Here is a 15,209-nt window from a genome sequence, read left to right on the forward strand (position 1 = left end):
TGGCCCTCAGCCCGCGGCGAGGGCGCGCGCGCCGAACTCCATCACCTCGATGCCCTCGCGCGACACCACGAGGGCGCGGTTGGCGGGCAGCGGCGTCCAATCCTCCGGCAGACCTTCGAGCGGTTCGGACACCACCAGCGTGCCCTCGGGCCGCTGCCGGTAGAAGAGCGTCGGCGCGTGGTCGTCGGAGGCGCAGCGGGCGGCATAGACCCGCTGACCATCCGACCAGCACCCGGCAAAGCGCATGTGCGGCGTGGTGCCATGGGCGCGAGAGAGCGCCTCGGCCTCGGCCACCGCATCGGCCATCGCCGCGACCGGCCGCTCCTCCATCCCCGCGCCGAGCGCCATCAGCAGGAGCGCCTCGCTGTCGGTCGCGCCCCGGCGGTCGAGGTAGAGATGGTCGGGGATGCGCTGGTCGATCCGCTTGCGCAGCGCGTCGAAGCCGCCAACCATGCCGTTGTGCATGAACGCCCAGCGCCCGACGGCGAAGGGGTGGCAGTTGTTGTAGCTGGTGGCGGTGCCGGTCGAGGCCCGCACATGGGCCATGAACAGGCCCGAGCGCACCTGCCGCACGATCTGGCGCAGGTTCGGGTCCGACCAGGCGGGGTGCACGTTCTTGTAGAGCCCCGGATCGGGCCGCCCGTCATACCAGGCCACGCCCACCCCGTCGGCGTTGATCGCCGTCTTGCAGGAGTGCGCCTCGCGGCTCTGTATGATGAGCGAATGCTCGGGCTTGCTGATGACCTCTTCGAGATAGATCTGAGCACCACACCAGGCGACCCATCGGCACATGTCAGGCGACCTCTCCGGCAGCAACAGGGGCAAACCGCGCGGTCGCCGGATCGGCGGCGTAGCGGCTGATGAGTCCATGCGGGTTTCGCGCCAGCGCGTCAACGGCCCGGATGATCCGCTCGGCCTTTTCGTCTGTCAGCAGCGCGCTGAAGTTGAGCCGAACCCAGCCGGGTTTGTCCAGCTCCTCGCCGGCCATTATGCGCCGGCGCAGCACCTCGGAGCCCTCGGCGTCGATCCCGAGAAGCCGGTGCGCATAGGGGCCCGCGCAGGCGCAGCCGCCCCGGGCCTGGATGCCGTGGCAATCGCTGAGCATTCGGGTGAAGAGCTGATGGTGGATATACCCGCCCGTTCCGTTCCGCACCCGGAAGGAGAAGAACGGCAGACGCGGCGCGGCCTCCAGTGCCGGGCGGTCGAAGCCCAGAAGCTCGATCATGGGGTTGCGCCGCCATGCCGCGAGCGCGCGGGCGGCCAGCGTGGCGTGGCGCTGCCGGACCCGTTCGGTGCCGAGCGCCTCCTTGACCAGAAAGGCGAGCCCGGCGCGGATGTCGCCGATCACGTCGGGGGTGCCGGATTCCTCGCGCGCGGCCAGGTCGCAGGCGTAGTCGTGGCCCTCGGGCGAGACAAAGCGCACCGTGCCGCCGCCGGGGCAGACGGGGGTGCGCCGGGCCACGCTGTCGCGCCGCAGCACCATGACGCCGGAGGCCGCGGGCCCGCCGATGAACTTGTGCGGCGAGAACACCACCGCATCCTTCGCGCAATCCGCCGCGGGCGTCATGCAGACCGGCAGGTAGGGGCCGCCGCCGGCGTAGTCCCAGACGCTGAGCGCGCCATGTGCCTTCAGCAGCCGGGTCACGGCCTCGGTGTCGGTCTGGATGCCGGTCACGTTGGAGGCGGCGGAAAAGGCGCCGATGCGCAGCGCGGCCCCCGCCGTGCGCACCAGCACGGCCTCCAGCGCCGCCATGTCGGGGCCGCCGGCCCGGGCCTCGGGGATCTCGATCACCTCGGCCCCGCTCTCGCGCCAGGGCAGGATGTTGGAATGGTGCTCGTAGGGTCCGATCAGCACCACGGCCCGCCCGCCCCGCGCCAGGGTGGCGGGAATGTCGAAGAGATGAACCAGACGGTTGATCCAGAAGGTCGCGCCGCTGCCGCCGAAGACCACCGCGTGCGCCTCATCTGCGCCCACCAGCCGGGCGATCTCGGCACGGGCCTCTCGCCGCATCCGGGTCATCCGCGCACCGCAGAAGGAGGCCTCGGTGTGACTGTTGGCGTAGTAGGGCAGCACCTCCTGCATCACGAAGCGCTCGACCTGCTCCAGCGCGCGGCCCGAGGCCACGTAATCGGCGTAGAGCAGCGAGGTGGTGCCGAAAGGCCCGTCCACCGGGGCGCCATCGCCGATGAGCCCGTCGCGGAGGCGCTCGATCACGTCGGGGCGGTCGAGGTCGGCGCGGAAACGGGCGAGCGGCGTGAAGGTCGACATGCGATCAACTCCGGCAAGAAATGTTTGACAGCGCGATCATAAGAGCGGCTTGTTCGATCATGGAACATCAAATGAGTTCTTGGCGAAGGTATCAGGTTGTCAGATTCACCGAAAAAGGCCTATCCGTTCGATCAGGTGGATCGGCAGATCCTCCGCGCGCTGCAACGCGATGCGTCGCTCTCCCAGCGCGGGCTGGCCGATGCGGTCGGCCTGTCGCAGAGCGCCTGCTGGCGCCGGCTGACCGCGATGCGCGAGGCCGGGGTGATTGCGGGGCAGACGATCCGGCTGGACCCGGCCGCCGTGGGCCTCGGCCTCACCGTCTTCATGATGATCCGCACGCGGCATCACTCGGCCGCCTGGCTCGCGCTCTTCCGGCGGACCATCGGAAACATCCCCAACGTGATCGACTTCTACCGCATCGCCGGAGATTACGACTACATGTTCAAGGTCGTGGCCGAGGACATGAACGACTTCGACCGGGTCTATCGCCAGATCATCGACAAGGTGGAGCTCGACGCGGTGACCTCCTACATCACCATGGAGGCGATCGCCGACCACCGCGACCTGCCGATCTGAGCCGGCTCAGGCCGCTGCGGCGGCGGCCTCGGCGGGGCGGTAGTTGAGGATCGGCGCCAGCCAGCGCTCCACCTCCTCGACGCTCATGCCCTTGCGCGCGGCGTAGTCCTCCACCTGGTCGCGCTCCACCTTGGCGACGCCGAAGTAATAGCTTTCGGGATGGCCGATGTAGAGCCCGGAGACCGAGGAGCCGGGCCACATGGCCATGCTCTCGGTCAGCTCCACGCCGGTATGCCGCTCGGCCTCGAGCAGCCTGAACAGCGTGACCTTCTCGGTGTGGTCGGGCTGGGCCGGGTAGCCCGGCGCGGGGCGGATGCCGCGATAGGGTTCGCCGATCAGCTGCTCGGGGGTGAAGCGCTCGCCCTCGGCATAGCCCCAGTGCTCGCGGCGCACGCGTTCGTGCAGCATCTCGGCCATCGCCTCGGCGTAGCGGTCGGCCAGCGCCTTGACCATGATCGCCGAATAATCGTCGCCCGCCTCCTCGAAGCGCCGGGCGATCTCCAGCTCTTCCGGCCCGGCGGTGACCACGAAGCCGCCGACCCAGTCGGCCACGCCCTCTGGCGCGACGAAATCGGCCAGCGCGAGGTTGGGGCTGTCCTTCCGCTTGGCGGTTTGCTGGCGCAGGGTGTGGAGCGTGGCCAGCTCGGTGCCGCGGCTGTCATCGGTGAAGAGGCGGATATCGTCGCCCGCGCGGTTGGCGGGCCAGAAGCCCAGCACGGCGCGGGGGCCGAACCAGGCCTCGCCGATGATCCGCTGGAGCATCGCCTGCGCATCGGCGAAGAGCGCGCGGGCGGCCTCGCCATAGGTCGCGTCTTCGAGGATGCGGGGGTAGACGCCCTTCAGCTCCCAGGTGCGGAAGAACGGGGTCCAGTCGATGTAGCGGGCGATCTCGGCGAGATCCCAGTCGTCGATCACCCGCGCCCCGGTGAAGGCGGGTTCGGGCACCGCGTAGCCCTCCCAGTCGATCTGCATCGCATTGGCCCGCGCCGCCGCCAGCGGCAGCCGCTGCTTGGCGCGCTCGGCCCGCTCGTGACGCTCGGCCACCTCGGCGTATTCGGCGCGGATGCCGTCGATGTAGCCCTGTTTATGCGTGGCGCTCAGCAGCGACGACACCACGCCCACCGCGCGGCTCGCGTCGCTAACGTAGATCGCCTGGCTGCGGTTGTAGCAGGGCGCGATCTTGACGGCGGTATGCACCTTGGAGGTGGTCGCCCCGCCGATCAGCAGCGGCACGTCGAAGCCCTCGCGCTCCAGCTCGGCGGCGAGGTGCACCATCTCGTCGAGCGAGGGGGTGATGAGGCCCGACAGGCCGATGATGTCGACCTTGCGGGCCTTCGCCTCCTCGAGGATCTTCTGCGGCGGGACCATCACGCCGAGGTCGATGATCTCGTAGTTGTTGCAGGCCAGCACGACGCCGACGATATTCTTGCCGATGTCGTGCACGTCGCCCTTGACGGTGGCCATCAGCACGCGGCCGGCGCTGTCGCGCCCGCCGTCCTTTTCTGCCTCCATGAAGGGCAGCAGCAGCGCCACCGCCTGCTTCATCACGCGGGCCGACTTGACCACCTGCGGCAGGAACATCTTGCCCGCGCCGAAGAGGTCGCCGACCACGTTCATCCCGGCCATCAGCGGGCCTTCGATCACGTCGAGCGGCTTGTCGGCGGCCAGCCGCGCCGCCTCGGTATCTTCGTCGACGAACTCGGTGATGCCGTTGACCAGCGCGTGCTCCAGCCGCTTTTCGACCGGCCAGTCGCGCCAGGCGAGGTCGCGCTTGCGCTCCTCGCGCGCGCCGCCCCTGAAGCGCTCCGCGATCTCCAGCAGGTTCTCCGTGGCATCGCCGCCCCCGGCGGGCTCGCGGTTGAGCACCACGTCCTCGCAGGCCTCGCGCAGGTCGGTGTCGATCTGGTCATAGACCGCCAGTTGCCCGGCGTTGACGATGCCCATGTCCATCCCCGCCTGGATGGCGTGGTAGAGGAACACCGCGTGCATCGCCTCGCGCACCGGCTCGTTGCCGCGAAAGCTGAATGACAGGTTGGAGACGCCGCCGGAGACGTGGGCGTGCGGCAGGTTCTGGCGGATCCAGCGGGTCGCCTCGATGAAATCGACGCCGTAGTTGTCGTGCTCCGCGATGCCCGTCGCCACGGCGAAAACGTTGGGATCGAAGATGATGTCTTCGGGCGGAAAGCCGACCTGCTCGGTCAGGATGCGGTAGGCGCGCGCGCAGATCTCGGTCTTGCGGGCGAGGCTGTCGGCCTGGCCCTGCTCGTCGAAGGCCATGACCACCACGGCCGCGCCATAGGCGAGGCAGAGCGAGGCCTGCTCGATGAAGGCGTCCTCGCCCTCCTTGAGGCTGATGGAGTTGACCACCGGCTTGCCCTGCACGCATTTCAGGCCCGCCTCGATCACCTCCCACCTGGAGCTGTCGATCATCACCGGCACGCGGGCGATGTCGGGCTCGGCGGCGACGAGGTTGAGGAACTCCACCATGGCGGCCTTGGAGTCGATCAGGCCCTCGTCCATGTTCACGTCGATGATCTGCGCGCCGTTCTCCACCTGGTCGCGGGCCACCTCGAGGGCGGCGGCGTAGTCGCGGTTGGTGATGAGCTTGCGGAAGCGCGCGGAGCCGGTGACGTTGGTCCGCTCGCCGACGTTGACGAAGGGAATGTCGCGGGTCAGCGTGAAGGGCTCGAGGCCCGAAAGGCGCAGCAACGGCTCAGGCATCGGCGAGCACCTTCGATTTGCGGGGAGCATGGCGGGCCACGCTCTCGGCGATGGCGCGGATATGGTCGGGCGTGGTGCCGCAGCAACCGCCGGCCACGTTGATCAGCCCGTCGCGGGCAAAGACCTCGACGAGCGCGGCGGTCTGCTCGGGGGTTTCGTCATACTGGCCGAAGGCGTTGGGCAGGCCCGCGTTGGGATAGGCGCAGGTGAAGCACTCGGCCACGCCCGCGATCTCCGCCAGGTGCGGGCGCATGGCATCGGCGCCCAGCGCGCAGTTGAGGCCCACGGTGAAGGGCCGGGCGTGGCGGACCGAGTGCCAGAAGGCGGTGGGCGTCTGGCCCGAGAGCGTGCGGCCCGAGGCGTCGGTGATGGTGCCGGAGATCATGATCGGCAGCCGGCGGCCCACCTTGGCGAAGCTTTCGAAGGCGGCAAAGATCGCGGCCTTGGCGTTGAGCGTGTCGAAGATCGTCTCGATCAGGATCAGGTCGGCGCCGCCCTCGATGAGCCCGTCGATCTGCTGGCCGTAGGCGCGGCGCAGGTCGTCGAAGGTGACGGCGCGGTAGCCCGGATCGTTCACGTCGGGGCTGATCGAGGCGGTGCGGTTGGTGGGGCCGACGGCGCCCGCCACGTAACGCGGCTTGCCGTCGATCTGCTGCGCCCTTTCGCCTGCCCGCCGTGCCACCCGGGCCCCGGCGACGTTGAGGTCGTGCACCGCGCCCTCGAGCCCGTAGTCGGCCTGGGCGATGGTGGTGGAGGAGAAGGTGTTGGTTTCGAGAATGTCCGCCCCGGCCAGCGCGAACTCCAGCTGGATATCCTCCACCGCCTGCGGCTGGGTCAGCACCAGCAGGTCGTTGTTGCCCTTCTGCGGGTGGTCGGTGGGGTGATGCCGGCAGCCCGGGCCGTGGATGTGCCCGCCGCCGGTGAAATCCTCCTCGGTCATGCCGAGGGTCTGGATCATGGTGCCCATGGCACCGTCGAGAACGAGAATTCGCTCAAGCGCCGCGCGCTGAAGGGCGGCGAAGCTTTCGTGAACGGGAAGGGCAAAGTTGATCATCGGGCACCTCGGGGAGAGACCCGTGATCTAAGACCGCCACGGCGGGAGAGCAAATTCATAACCTGCGGGATGATTATGAGCGCGCCTCATGTCGGGCGCCGCATGGCGCGCGCCCGACGCGGCGATCACGGCCCGCGGCCGGGCGGGGCTAGAGCTTCCGGAGGTAGGTTTGAGACACGTAGCCGGCCATCTCGGGCGTGCGCTCCAGTGCCACCTCGCACCAGCGGGTGCCGCCGATGCGCGTGCAGTCCCTGACCCGCAGGACAGTGCCGTTGGGCAGGCCCGCGCGGATGTCATACCCGGTGCCGGGCCCGGCCCGCAGCTTCAGCATGTCGCCCTCCTCGACCCCGGCGACCTCGTAGCGCACCGAGGACGACAGCAGGGGGCCGCCCGAGTCGCAGGCGGCCAGCAGGCATGCCGCCATGGCACAGAGGAATAGTCTCGGCACGGTCATCTCCTTCACCTGTTGCCGGCGCAGGGTAGCTTGGAGCCGCGGCAGGGGCCAGCCGCGCCCGGCTGCCGAGGCCGGGCCGTGGACCGCCTGCAACGGATCAGTCTCGCGGAGGACCGCGCCCCGCCAGGGCGCCTATCGCCCGTAACGCTCCGCCGTCAGCCCGTCGAAGGAGATCTCCGGCGCCTTGCCCAGCACCACATCCGCCACCGCCCGGCCCGAGCCGCAGGCCATGGTCCAGCCGAGCGTTCCGTGGCCGGTGTTCAGGAACAGGTTGTCGTAGCGCGAAGGCCCCAGAACCGGGGTGCCGTCGGGGGTCATCGGGCGCAGGCCTGTCCAGCCCTCGGCCTTGCCGAGGGCGCCGCCGCCGGGGAAGAGATCGGAGATCACGTGGCGCACGGTGTCGGTGGCATGGGGCCCGAGCCGGTTGGAGTAGCCCGCGATCTCTGCCGTGCCCGCCACCCGGATACGGTCGCCCAGCCGGGTGATGGCCACCTTGTGGGTCTCGTCCATGATCGTCGACTGCGGCGCCTCGGCATCGCTCGTCACCGGCAGCGTCACCGAGTAGCCCTTCACCGGATAGACCGGCAGCTTCACCCCGATCGGGTTCAGCACCCGCGGGCCGTAGCTGCCCAGCGCGCAGACATAGGCATCGCCCGTCACCCGGCCGGCGATCTCGGTATCCACGCCCGCGACCCGTTCGTTCTCCGCCACGATGGACTTGACCGCCTGCCCGTACAGGAACTCCACGCCCATCTCGGCACAACGCTCGGCCAGAGCAGTGGTGAACATCCGGCAATCGCCGGTGCGATCGGCGGTCAGGCGCAACCCGCCCACGAACTTGTCGCGCACGCTCGCCAGTGCGGGCTCCACGGCGATGCAGCCGTCGCGGTCCAGCACCTCGTAGGGGCTGTCGTATTCGGCCAGGATCTCCTGGTCGGCCTTCGAGCCCTTCAGCTGCTTCTCGGTCCGGAACAACTGGAGCGTGCCCTGAGCGCGGCCGTCGTACTCGATCCCGGTCTCGGCGATCAGCTCGGGCATCACGTCGCGCGAGTAGTTGGAGATCCGTACCATCCGGCTCTTGTTGACCCGGTAGCTCTCCTCGTTGCAGTTGCGCAGCATCTGCAGGCCCCAGCTCCACATCGTCGGGCTGATGAGCGGCCAGATGAACAGCGGCCTGCGCTTCATGAAGAGCCACTTCAGGGCCTTCAGCGGAACGCCGGGCGCGGCCCAGGGCGATGTCATGCCATAGCTCAGCTCGCCCGCGTTGGCATAGCTCGTCTCCAGCCCCGGCCCGAGTTGCCGGTCGAGCACCGTGACCTCGGCGCCGCCCTTGCGCAGGTAATAGGCGGTCGTGACCCCGATCACCCCCGCGCCCATCACAACCACCTTCATGGCGCGTTCTCCCTCAGCAGGCTGCCGTGATGATGATCTCGACCTTCAGATCCGGGCGGGCGAGCCTTGCCTCGCCGCAGGCCCGCGCCGGGGCGTGGCCCTGGGGAACCCAGGCATCCCAGACCTCGTTCATCGCGGCGAAATCCGCCATGTCGGAAAGCCAGATGATCGCCTGGAGGATGTTCTCGCGCGACGACCCGGCCTTTTCGAGCAGCGCGTCGACCCGCGACAGGCAATCGCGGGTCTGCGCGGCCACATCCGCCCCGTCGCCGACCTGCCCGCACAGGTAGGCCACGCCCCCGTGCTTGACGATCTTGCTCATCCGGGTGCCGGTTTCGATCCGTTCGATCATGTCATTGGTCCTCTCAGGTCAGGTGTTCGAAAGTCTACTGCAACGCGCCGGCTTTGCACCCCGGCACCGGCCCTCACCTGAACATCAGGTCGGGCAGGAAGGTGACGATGGCCGGGAAGGCGACGATCAGCCCTATGGCCGCCAGCAGGATCAGCAGGAACGGAAAGGTCGCCGCCGCGATCTCGCCGATGCCGCGCCCGGTCATCGACTTCAGCACGATCAGGTTGAATCCCACGGGCGGGGTGATCTGGGCGCATTCGATCACGATCACCGCGTAGATGCCAAACCAGATCGGGTCGATCCCCACCGCCTGGATCATCGGCAGCACCACCGAGCTGGACAGCACCAGGATCGAGATGCCTTCGAGGAAACACCCCATCACGAGGAAGAAGAGCGTGAGCACGACGAGCAGCCCGGTGGGCGACAGGTTCATGTCGCGCACCCAGCCGGCGGCGACGCGGGGAATGTCGGCAAAGCCCACGGCGATGGAGAGGCAGGCGGCGCAGGCGATGATGAAGGAGATCATGCAGGAGATGCGCGTGGCCGACAGCAGGCTTTCCACGAACATCTGCCGCGTCAGGGTCCGGTTCAGCGCGGCCAGGATCAGCGCGCCGAGAATCCCTATGGAGGCCGCCTCGGTGGGCGTGGCGATGCCGCCGTAGATCGAACCGATGATCGCCCCGATCAGCAGCACAACCGGGATCAGCTCCCGCGAGGCCCGGATCCGCGCGCCAAAGCCCATCCGCTCGGGCACATCGCCGTCGCGCTCCGGGTTCAGCCGGGCCCAGATCGCGATGTAGCCCGAGAACATGATGATCAGCATGAGGCCGGGCAGGATGCCGGCGATGAAGAGCCGCGCCACCGATTGCTGCGCGACCACGCCATAGACGATCATGATGATCGACGGCGGGATGAGCAGGCCGAAGGTGCCCGCCCCGGCGAGCGAGCCCACCATCATCTTGCGGTCGTAGTTGCGGGCGCTGAGTTCGGGGATGCTCATGCGCCCCACGGTGGCACAGGTCACGGCGGAAGACCCCGCCACCGCCGCCATCACGCCGCAGCCGACGACGTTGACGTGCATCAGCCCGCCCGGCAGCCCGGCGACCCAGGGCGAGAGGCCGCGAAACAGGCTGGCCGACAGGCCCGAGCGCATCAGGATCTCGCCCATCCAGACGAAGAGCGGCAAGGCGGTGAGCGCCCAGTTCCAGCTCGAATCCCAGATCGTGGCCGCGAGGATCGAGCCCGGCGGCAGCGGCGCGAAGAAGGTGAAGACGACAAAGCCCGCCGTCAGCAGCGAGAGCGCGATCCAGACGCCGGTGCCGAGCAGCAGAAGCAAAGTGAGCAGCAGGACGAGCGAGGCGAGGGTTACGGTATCCATGCCCGCCTACTCGCCCACGCTGTCGGCGTTGGTGAGGTAGTCCGGTTTTTCGCCCGAGAGCACGATCACCGCCTGTTCGACCAGCGCCAGAAACAGGACGACGAGGCCGAAGGCGACCGCCGATTGCGGGATCCAGAGCGGAACCGCCAGCATGCCGGGGCTGAGGTCGCCGAAGGAAAAGGTCTCGTGGGTGAAGCGCGTGACCTGCCAGGCCATGTAGCCGGTGATCCCGATGGCCACCGCGCAGCACCAGAGCTCCACCGCCCGCCGCACACCCGGCGCGACGAATTGCGAGACCAGGCTCACCCGCACGTGCCCGCCGTGGATCAGCGTGTAGGCCAGCCCGAGAAAGGTGGAGGCCGCCAGGAAGAAGCCCGAGAGCTCTGTGGTCTCCACCGCCCGGCCAAGCTGGCGGGCGACGATCTGCAGCAGCGTTGCCACCGCGATGCCGGCCAGAAACACCGCCGCAAGAACCCCGCAGGCATTGGACAGCAGGGTGACCGTTTTTCTGAGCATGGGCTCTCCAGTCGGCTGTGCGGCGCCCCGGCGAGGGAGCGCCGCAGCGTTGGGGTCAGTTGGCGGCCTGGTAGGCCTTCAGAACCTCGACCTCTTCGGGCGAGGCGCTGGCGCTCCACTCCTCGATCATCGCCGCGCCGATATCGGCCAGCTTGGCCTGCAGCTCGGGCGAGGCGTCGGTCACGGTCATGCCGGCGTCGATCAGCTTCTGGGTGGTTTCCTGACCCGCTTCCTTGCTCATCTCCCAGGCCCGCTCAGTGGCCCGCTCGCCTGCGGCGATGATCGCCTCCTGAAGCTCGGGCGACAGCGAGGCCAGGGCGCGCTCGCTGACGATGATGCCGTTCTTGTTGTGCATCGAGCCGGTGTAGGTGAAGTGCTTCACGTAGTCCCAGGCCTGGATGTCGGTGCCGGTCTGGGCCGAGGTGAAGAGCGCCTCGATCAGCCCGGTCGAGAAGGCCTGCGGCACCTCGGCGAAGGGCAGGATGGTGGCCTCGAAGCCAAGCAGCTCTCCCATCCGCTGGGTGGCGGGCGAGTAGATGCGCAGCTTCACGCCTTCGAACTGGGCGCCGTCGGTCACCGGAAAGGCGGTATAGAACCCCTGCCCCGGCCAGGGCGCGTAGCTGATGACCTTCACGCCGTCCTCGCCGAAGGTCTTGTCGAACCAGGGCTTCTGCGCCTCCATCAGCTTCCAGGCGGCGTCGTAGTCACCCGCCACGTTGGGCAGGCTGTCGAGCGTGTACATGGGGCTTTCGTTGCCGTAGACGCCGAAGCGGATCTCGCCCAGCTGGATCTGGCCCGACTGCACCGCCCGCCGGATCGCGTCGAGCTTGATGAGCTCGCCGTTGGAGCGCAGGTCGATGGTCAGCTCGCCGCCCGAGGCCTCTTGGACCTCGTCGATGAACATGCGGATGTTCTTGGTGAAGAAGCTGTCTTCCGGGTAGCCGGAGGCCATCACCCAGGTTTCGGCCTTTGCGGCCGGGGCAAGCGCCAGGGTGGCAACCACCAGCGCGCCGAGTGTCTTGAGCTTGAACATTTTCCTTATCCCTTTCCTGTCGGATCCTGGTTTCATCCGGCGGGTCCTTCACCACCGGAACAGGGCGCGGTCAGGCGTCCTGGCATTGGCGTGATCGCGCGCGGGCCGTCGCGCCTGCCGGTCAGGCGAACCGGCGTCGCGCCGCACCGGGGGCGCAGGGCGAACCTCTCTTCGGCATTGGGCATCCCTGGGCATGTTGGCCCGCGTGCGGCCTTTGACGCAAGTGATCTGTGCCAAAGGGCCGGGGGCGGTTCGCGTGGCGCTCAAATCTTCGGCGGCCTCATCGGCGATGCCCGTCCTGCGGCACGCAACGATCCTGAGCGGGTTCTGCTGCACCACCACCTGCGCCCTCTTCGGCCCGTTGCACGCCCCCCTGGCACTCAGACTGCCCGCAGGCCGGGGGACACCAAACCAGGTTTTGCGGGGAAACGGCAAGTTCTGCTTGCCGAAGACGCCCGGCGCGCGGGTCAGGTCAGGGCATCCCAGTCTTCGGAGGTGATCCAGTCGCAGAAGGCCGCGATGGTCTCGACGCGCCTGTGCGACCGTGGCGTGACCAGAAAGAAGCCCGGCACCTCCGCCTTCGGCATGTCGGTCAGGGCCTCGGTGCCGAAGGGGGCAACCAGCTTTCCGTCCCGGATGTCGCGCAGCGCGTCGATGGTCGAGATCAGCCCCACCCCGATGCCCGAATGTGCCGCCCGGCGGAGCGTGGCGGCGTCGTGAAACTCGATCACCCCCGCCCTCGTCCGGGCGGTGACGCCGAGATGACGCAACACGTTCTTCCACAGCTCGTGGGACAGCACCGCATAGAGCAGCGTCTGCCCCAGCAGGTCGCTCGGCGTGCGGATCGAGCGCGCCAGTTCGGGGGTGCAGCACAGCACCTTCGGGTCGCGCACCAGCAGCGTGGCGTCATAGCCGCCAAAACGCCCGAAGCCCCACTGGATCCCCACGTCGACCTCGTCGCGGGCAAAGTCGGGGGTCTCGATGATGGTTGTCATCCGCAGGTCCACGCCCGGCAATGTCTTGCGGAAGCGGTCGAGCCGCCGCATCAGGTAGCGGGTTGCGAAATAGGGGCTGACGTTGATGTTGATGCGGTTGCGGTAGGTGCCCTTGGTGACGCGCTTGATGCCCTGGCGAATTTCCTCGAAGCCGGCCTCGACGAAGTGCGACAGCACGATGGCGGCCTCGGTCGGCTCCACCACCCGGCCTTTCCGCTCGAAGAGCTGCACCGCGAGGATGTCTTCGAGCAGCTTGACCTGCTGGCTGACGGCCTGCGGCGTGACAAGCAGGTCATCGGCGGCCGACCGGAAACTGCCCTTTCGCATGACCGCCCAGAACACCCGCAAGGCGTTCAGCGGCGGGAGTCGGAAGCTCTGATCATGCATGCGATCGCCTGTCACCTTCGGTTCAGATCACGGCCCGTTCGCGGAAGGGGCGGTTCTCGACCACACGTTCGTAGCCAACCGCGGAGAGGTCAAGGCTGCGGAATTCGCCATATGTGATGAGTTCCGACACGCCGCGCCCGGTGGCCGGGCTCTGCTGCAGCCCGTGGCCGGAGAAGCCGTTGGCGAAGATGAAGTTCTGCACCTCGGGGTGGCGGCCCAGGATCAGGTTGTGATCGAGCACGTTGAAGGCGTAGTGCCCCGCCCAGAAGCGCAGCAGCTTGACCGCCTCGAAGGCCTCCGACCGTTCGGCCAGCGCCGGCCAGCAGATCTCTTCCCACTCCTCATGCACCGGCTCGAAATCGTCCCAGTCCGCGGCGCGGTCGTCGGCCGGCACGCCGCCGCACAGAAAGTACTTGCCCTCCGGGCGGCAGTGCACCCCGGTCGGGTCGATCATCAGCGGCAGCCGCCCGCCGTTGATCGCGGCGCTGCCCTCGGGGCTCCTGGCGCAGTCGAAGACGAAGAGCGTGCGCTTGCGCGGCTCCACCGGCAGGTCCAGCCCGGCCATCCGGGCCGTCTGCGCGGCACGCGGGCCCGAGGCGTTGACGAGGGTGCCGGCCTGCACCCTGGCCCCGGAGGCAAGGGTAACGCTGGTGACCGCGTTGCCGCTGCGGCCGATCTCCACCACCCGGTCGCGGACAAACTCCGCGCCCAGCGCACGGGCCTTGTTGCGAAAGCCCATCATCAACCCGGTGTTGTCGAACCAGCCTTCGCCGGAGCGCCCGTAGGAGGCCAGCTCGATATCCTCCACCCGCAGATGCGGGAAGGCCCGGGCCAGCTCGTCGCGCTCCCAGAGCACCACGTCGGCCCCGCAGCCGGTCTGGGCCAGGTGGTTCTCGCGCAGGGTCTCCACCTGCTCCGGCGTGCGGGCCAGAAAGAGGTAGCCGCTTGCGTGGAAGTTGAGGCTTGGCCGGTGTCCGTCGACCTCCATCAACGCGCCGAAGTTGCGGATCACCTCGCCGCCATACTGGCTGATCTTCACGTTGATCGGGTTGGAGAACTGGGTGCGGATCGAGGACGCCGAGAGCGAGGTGGAGGCGCGGGCATAGCTCGGGTCCATCTCCACCACCAGCACGGAGCCGGTGAAGTCGGGGTTGGCGGCAAGGTAGCAGGCGCAGGCGGAGCCGATCACCGCGCCGCCGACGATCACCACGTCATAGCTGTCTTTCAATTGGCGGCCTCGTCGTCGGGGTGGCCGAGGTTCACGAACCAGCCGCCGATGCACCGGGTCGCCCGGTCGGCCGGGTCGGCGGGCGGCTTGGCGGCCTCCACCTTCTCGCGGAACGGCTCCGCGCTGTCCTGCGGCGCAAAGCCGATGTGCCCGGCATTGGCCATGTTCACCGGCTTCACCCGGTTGTCCGACATGCCGGCGGCGATGGTGTGCCCCAGGTAGGGCGCGGTCAGGCAGGAGGTCACCAGCCGCACCATGTCGCCGTAGCTGAGCCACGACCACAGCATCCGCCGGTCGGCCGGTTCGGGGAAGGACGAGAAGATCCGGATACAGGCGCTCTCGATCCCGAACTTGTCCCAGTAGAGCGACGACAGCGACTCGACGAAGGCCTTGGACACGCCGTAGAGGCTGTCGGGCCGCGGCGGGGCGTCACCCGAGATCCCGTCGGTCAAACCGTGATAGCCGATGGCATGGACCGAGGAGGCATAGACCACCCGCTTCACCCCGTGTTTCCGCGCGCCTTCGTAGATGTGGTAGGAGCCGCGGATGTTGCTGTCGAGCACCTCCTGCCAGGGCTTCTCCAGCGGCGCGCCGCCCATGTGGACGATGGCATCGCAGCCTTCCGTCGCCGCCATTGTGGCCTCCATGTCGCCCAGGTCGAAGACCAGCGCCTCCTCATGGGCGGCCACCTCCTTGCAGGCCACGCGGTCGGCGATGCGCAGGCTCTCGGCCAGGGGCGCGAGGCCCCGGCGCAGCTCGGTGCCGAGGTTGCCGGCGGCGCCGGTGAGCAGGATCTTCTTGAAGGGTTTGGTCATGGTCTTGCCTCCTGGTCTCGTCGGTTCGTGGTATGGCGC

Annotated in this window: 14 protein-coding genes; 1 reads left to right on the forward strand and 13 read right to left on the reverse strand. The window is 68.4% G+C overall.

Features of this window, described 5'->3' with window-relative positions:
• Positions 1-6: 6 nt before the first annotated feature.
• The gene (locus tag BUR94_RS12145; RefSeq protein WP_074256482.1) at positions 7-792 is read right to left on the reverse strand and encodes a class II glutamine amidotransferase; all 786 of its coding nucleotides are present in this window, start codon (positions 790-792) and stop codon (positions 7-9) included.
• A gap of 1 nt (position 793) precedes the next feature.
• Complete coding sequence (locus BUR94_RS12150; RefSeq protein WP_074256483.1) at positions 794-2,269, reverse strand: aminotransferase class V-fold PLP-dependent enzyme; 1,476 nt, start codon at positions 2,267-2,269, stop codon at positions 794-796.
• A gap of 135 nt (positions 2,270-2,404) precedes the next feature.
• Here BUR94_RS12150 and BUR94_RS12155 point away from each other — a divergent pair, with 135 nt between their 5' ends.
• The gene (locus tag BUR94_RS12155; protein ID WP_245794452.1) at positions 2,405-2,845 is read left to right on the forward strand and encodes an Lrp/AsnC family transcriptional regulator; all 441 of its coding nucleotides are present in this window, start codon (positions 2,405-2,407) and stop codon (positions 2,843-2,845) included.
• A gap of 6 nt (positions 2,846-2,851) precedes the next feature.
• On the opposite strand, the gene metH is transcribed toward BUR94_RS12155, so the two are convergent.
• The 11 genes from metH to BUR94_RS12210 all read right to left on the reverse strand — a co-directional run bounded on the left by metH (position 2,852) and on the right by BUR94_RS12210 (position 15,170).
• Entirely contained in the window at positions 2,852-5,566 is a 2,715-nt protein-coding gene (gene metH / locus BUR94_RS12160; RefSeq protein ID WP_074256485.1) for a methionine synthase, read from the reverse strand.
• Positions 5,559-6,620, reverse strand: a complete 1,062-nt coding sequence (locus BUR94_RS12165; RefSeq protein ID WP_074256486.1) for a homocysteine S-methyltransferase family protein — start codon at positions 6,618-6,620, stop codon at positions 5,559-5,561. Before BUR94_RS12165 ends, metH begins: the two co-directional genes overlap by 8 nt.
• A gap of 148 nt (positions 6,621-6,768) precedes the next feature.
• Positions 6,769-7,074: an SH3 domain-containing protein gene (locus tag BUR94_RS12170; protein ID WP_074257709.1), complete on the reverse strand. Its 306-nt coding sequence runs from the start codon at positions 7,072-7,074 to the stop codon at positions 6,769-6,771.
• 132 nt (positions 7,075-7,206) lie between these two features.
• Positions 7,207-8,466, reverse strand: a complete 1,260-nt coding sequence (locus tag BUR94_RS12175) for a D-amino acid dehydrogenase (RefSeq protein ID WP_074256487.1) — start codon at positions 8,464-8,466, stop codon at positions 7,207-7,209.
• 13 nt (positions 8,467-8,479) lie between these two features.
• Entirely contained in the window at positions 8,480-8,818 is a 339-nt protein-coding gene (locus BUR94_RS12180; protein WP_074256488.1) for a RidA family protein, read from the reverse strand.
• A gap of 73 nt (positions 8,819-8,891) precedes the next feature.
• Positions 8,892-10,196 carry a TRAP transporter large permease gene (locus BUR94_RS12185; RefSeq protein ID WP_074256489.1) on the reverse strand — a complete coding sequence of 435 codons (1,305 nt, stop codon included), beginning with the start codon at positions 10,194-10,196 and terminating at the stop codon, positions 8,892-8,894.
• Positions 10,197-10,202: 6 nt separating this feature from the next.
• Positions 10,203-10,712 carry a TRAP transporter small permease gene (locus BUR94_RS12190; RefSeq protein ID WP_074256490.1) on the reverse strand — a complete coding sequence of 170 codons (510 nt, stop codon included), beginning with the start codon at positions 10,710-10,712 and terminating at the stop codon, positions 10,203-10,205.
• A gap of 55 nt (positions 10,713-10,767) precedes the next feature.
• On the reverse strand, positions 10,768-11,745 hold the full coding sequence (locus BUR94_RS12195) for a TRAP transporter substrate-binding protein (protein WP_074256491.1): 978 nt from the start codon (positions 11,743-11,745) through the stop codon (positions 10,768-10,770).
• A 467-nt stretch (positions 11,746-12,212) separates the two neighbouring features.
• Positions 12,213-13,127, reverse strand: a complete 915-nt coding sequence (locus BUR94_RS12200; RefSeq protein WP_074256492.1) for a LysR substrate-binding domain-containing protein — start codon at positions 13,125-13,127, stop codon at positions 12,213-12,215.
• A gap of 22 nt (positions 13,128-13,149) precedes the next feature.
• Complete coding sequence (locus tag BUR94_RS12205; RefSeq protein ID WP_074256493.1) at positions 13,150-14,355, reverse strand: NAD(P)/FAD-dependent oxidoreductase; 1,206 nt, start codon at positions 14,353-14,355, stop codon at positions 13,150-13,152.
• The gene (locus BUR94_RS12210; protein WP_074256494.1) at positions 14,352-15,170 is read right to left on the reverse strand and encodes an NAD-dependent epimerase/dehydratase family protein; all 819 of its coding nucleotides are present in this window, start codon (positions 15,168-15,170) and stop codon (positions 14,352-14,354) included. Before BUR94_RS12210 ends, BUR94_RS12205 begins: the two co-directional genes overlap by 4 nt.
• Positions 15,171-15,209: the final 39 nt, after the last annotated feature.

This window comes from Vannielia litorea (genome assembly GCF_900142295.1).
GTDB classification, from domain to species: Bacteria; Pseudomonadota; Alphaproteobacteria; order Rhodobacterales; family Rhodobacteraceae; genus Vannielia; species Vannielia litorea.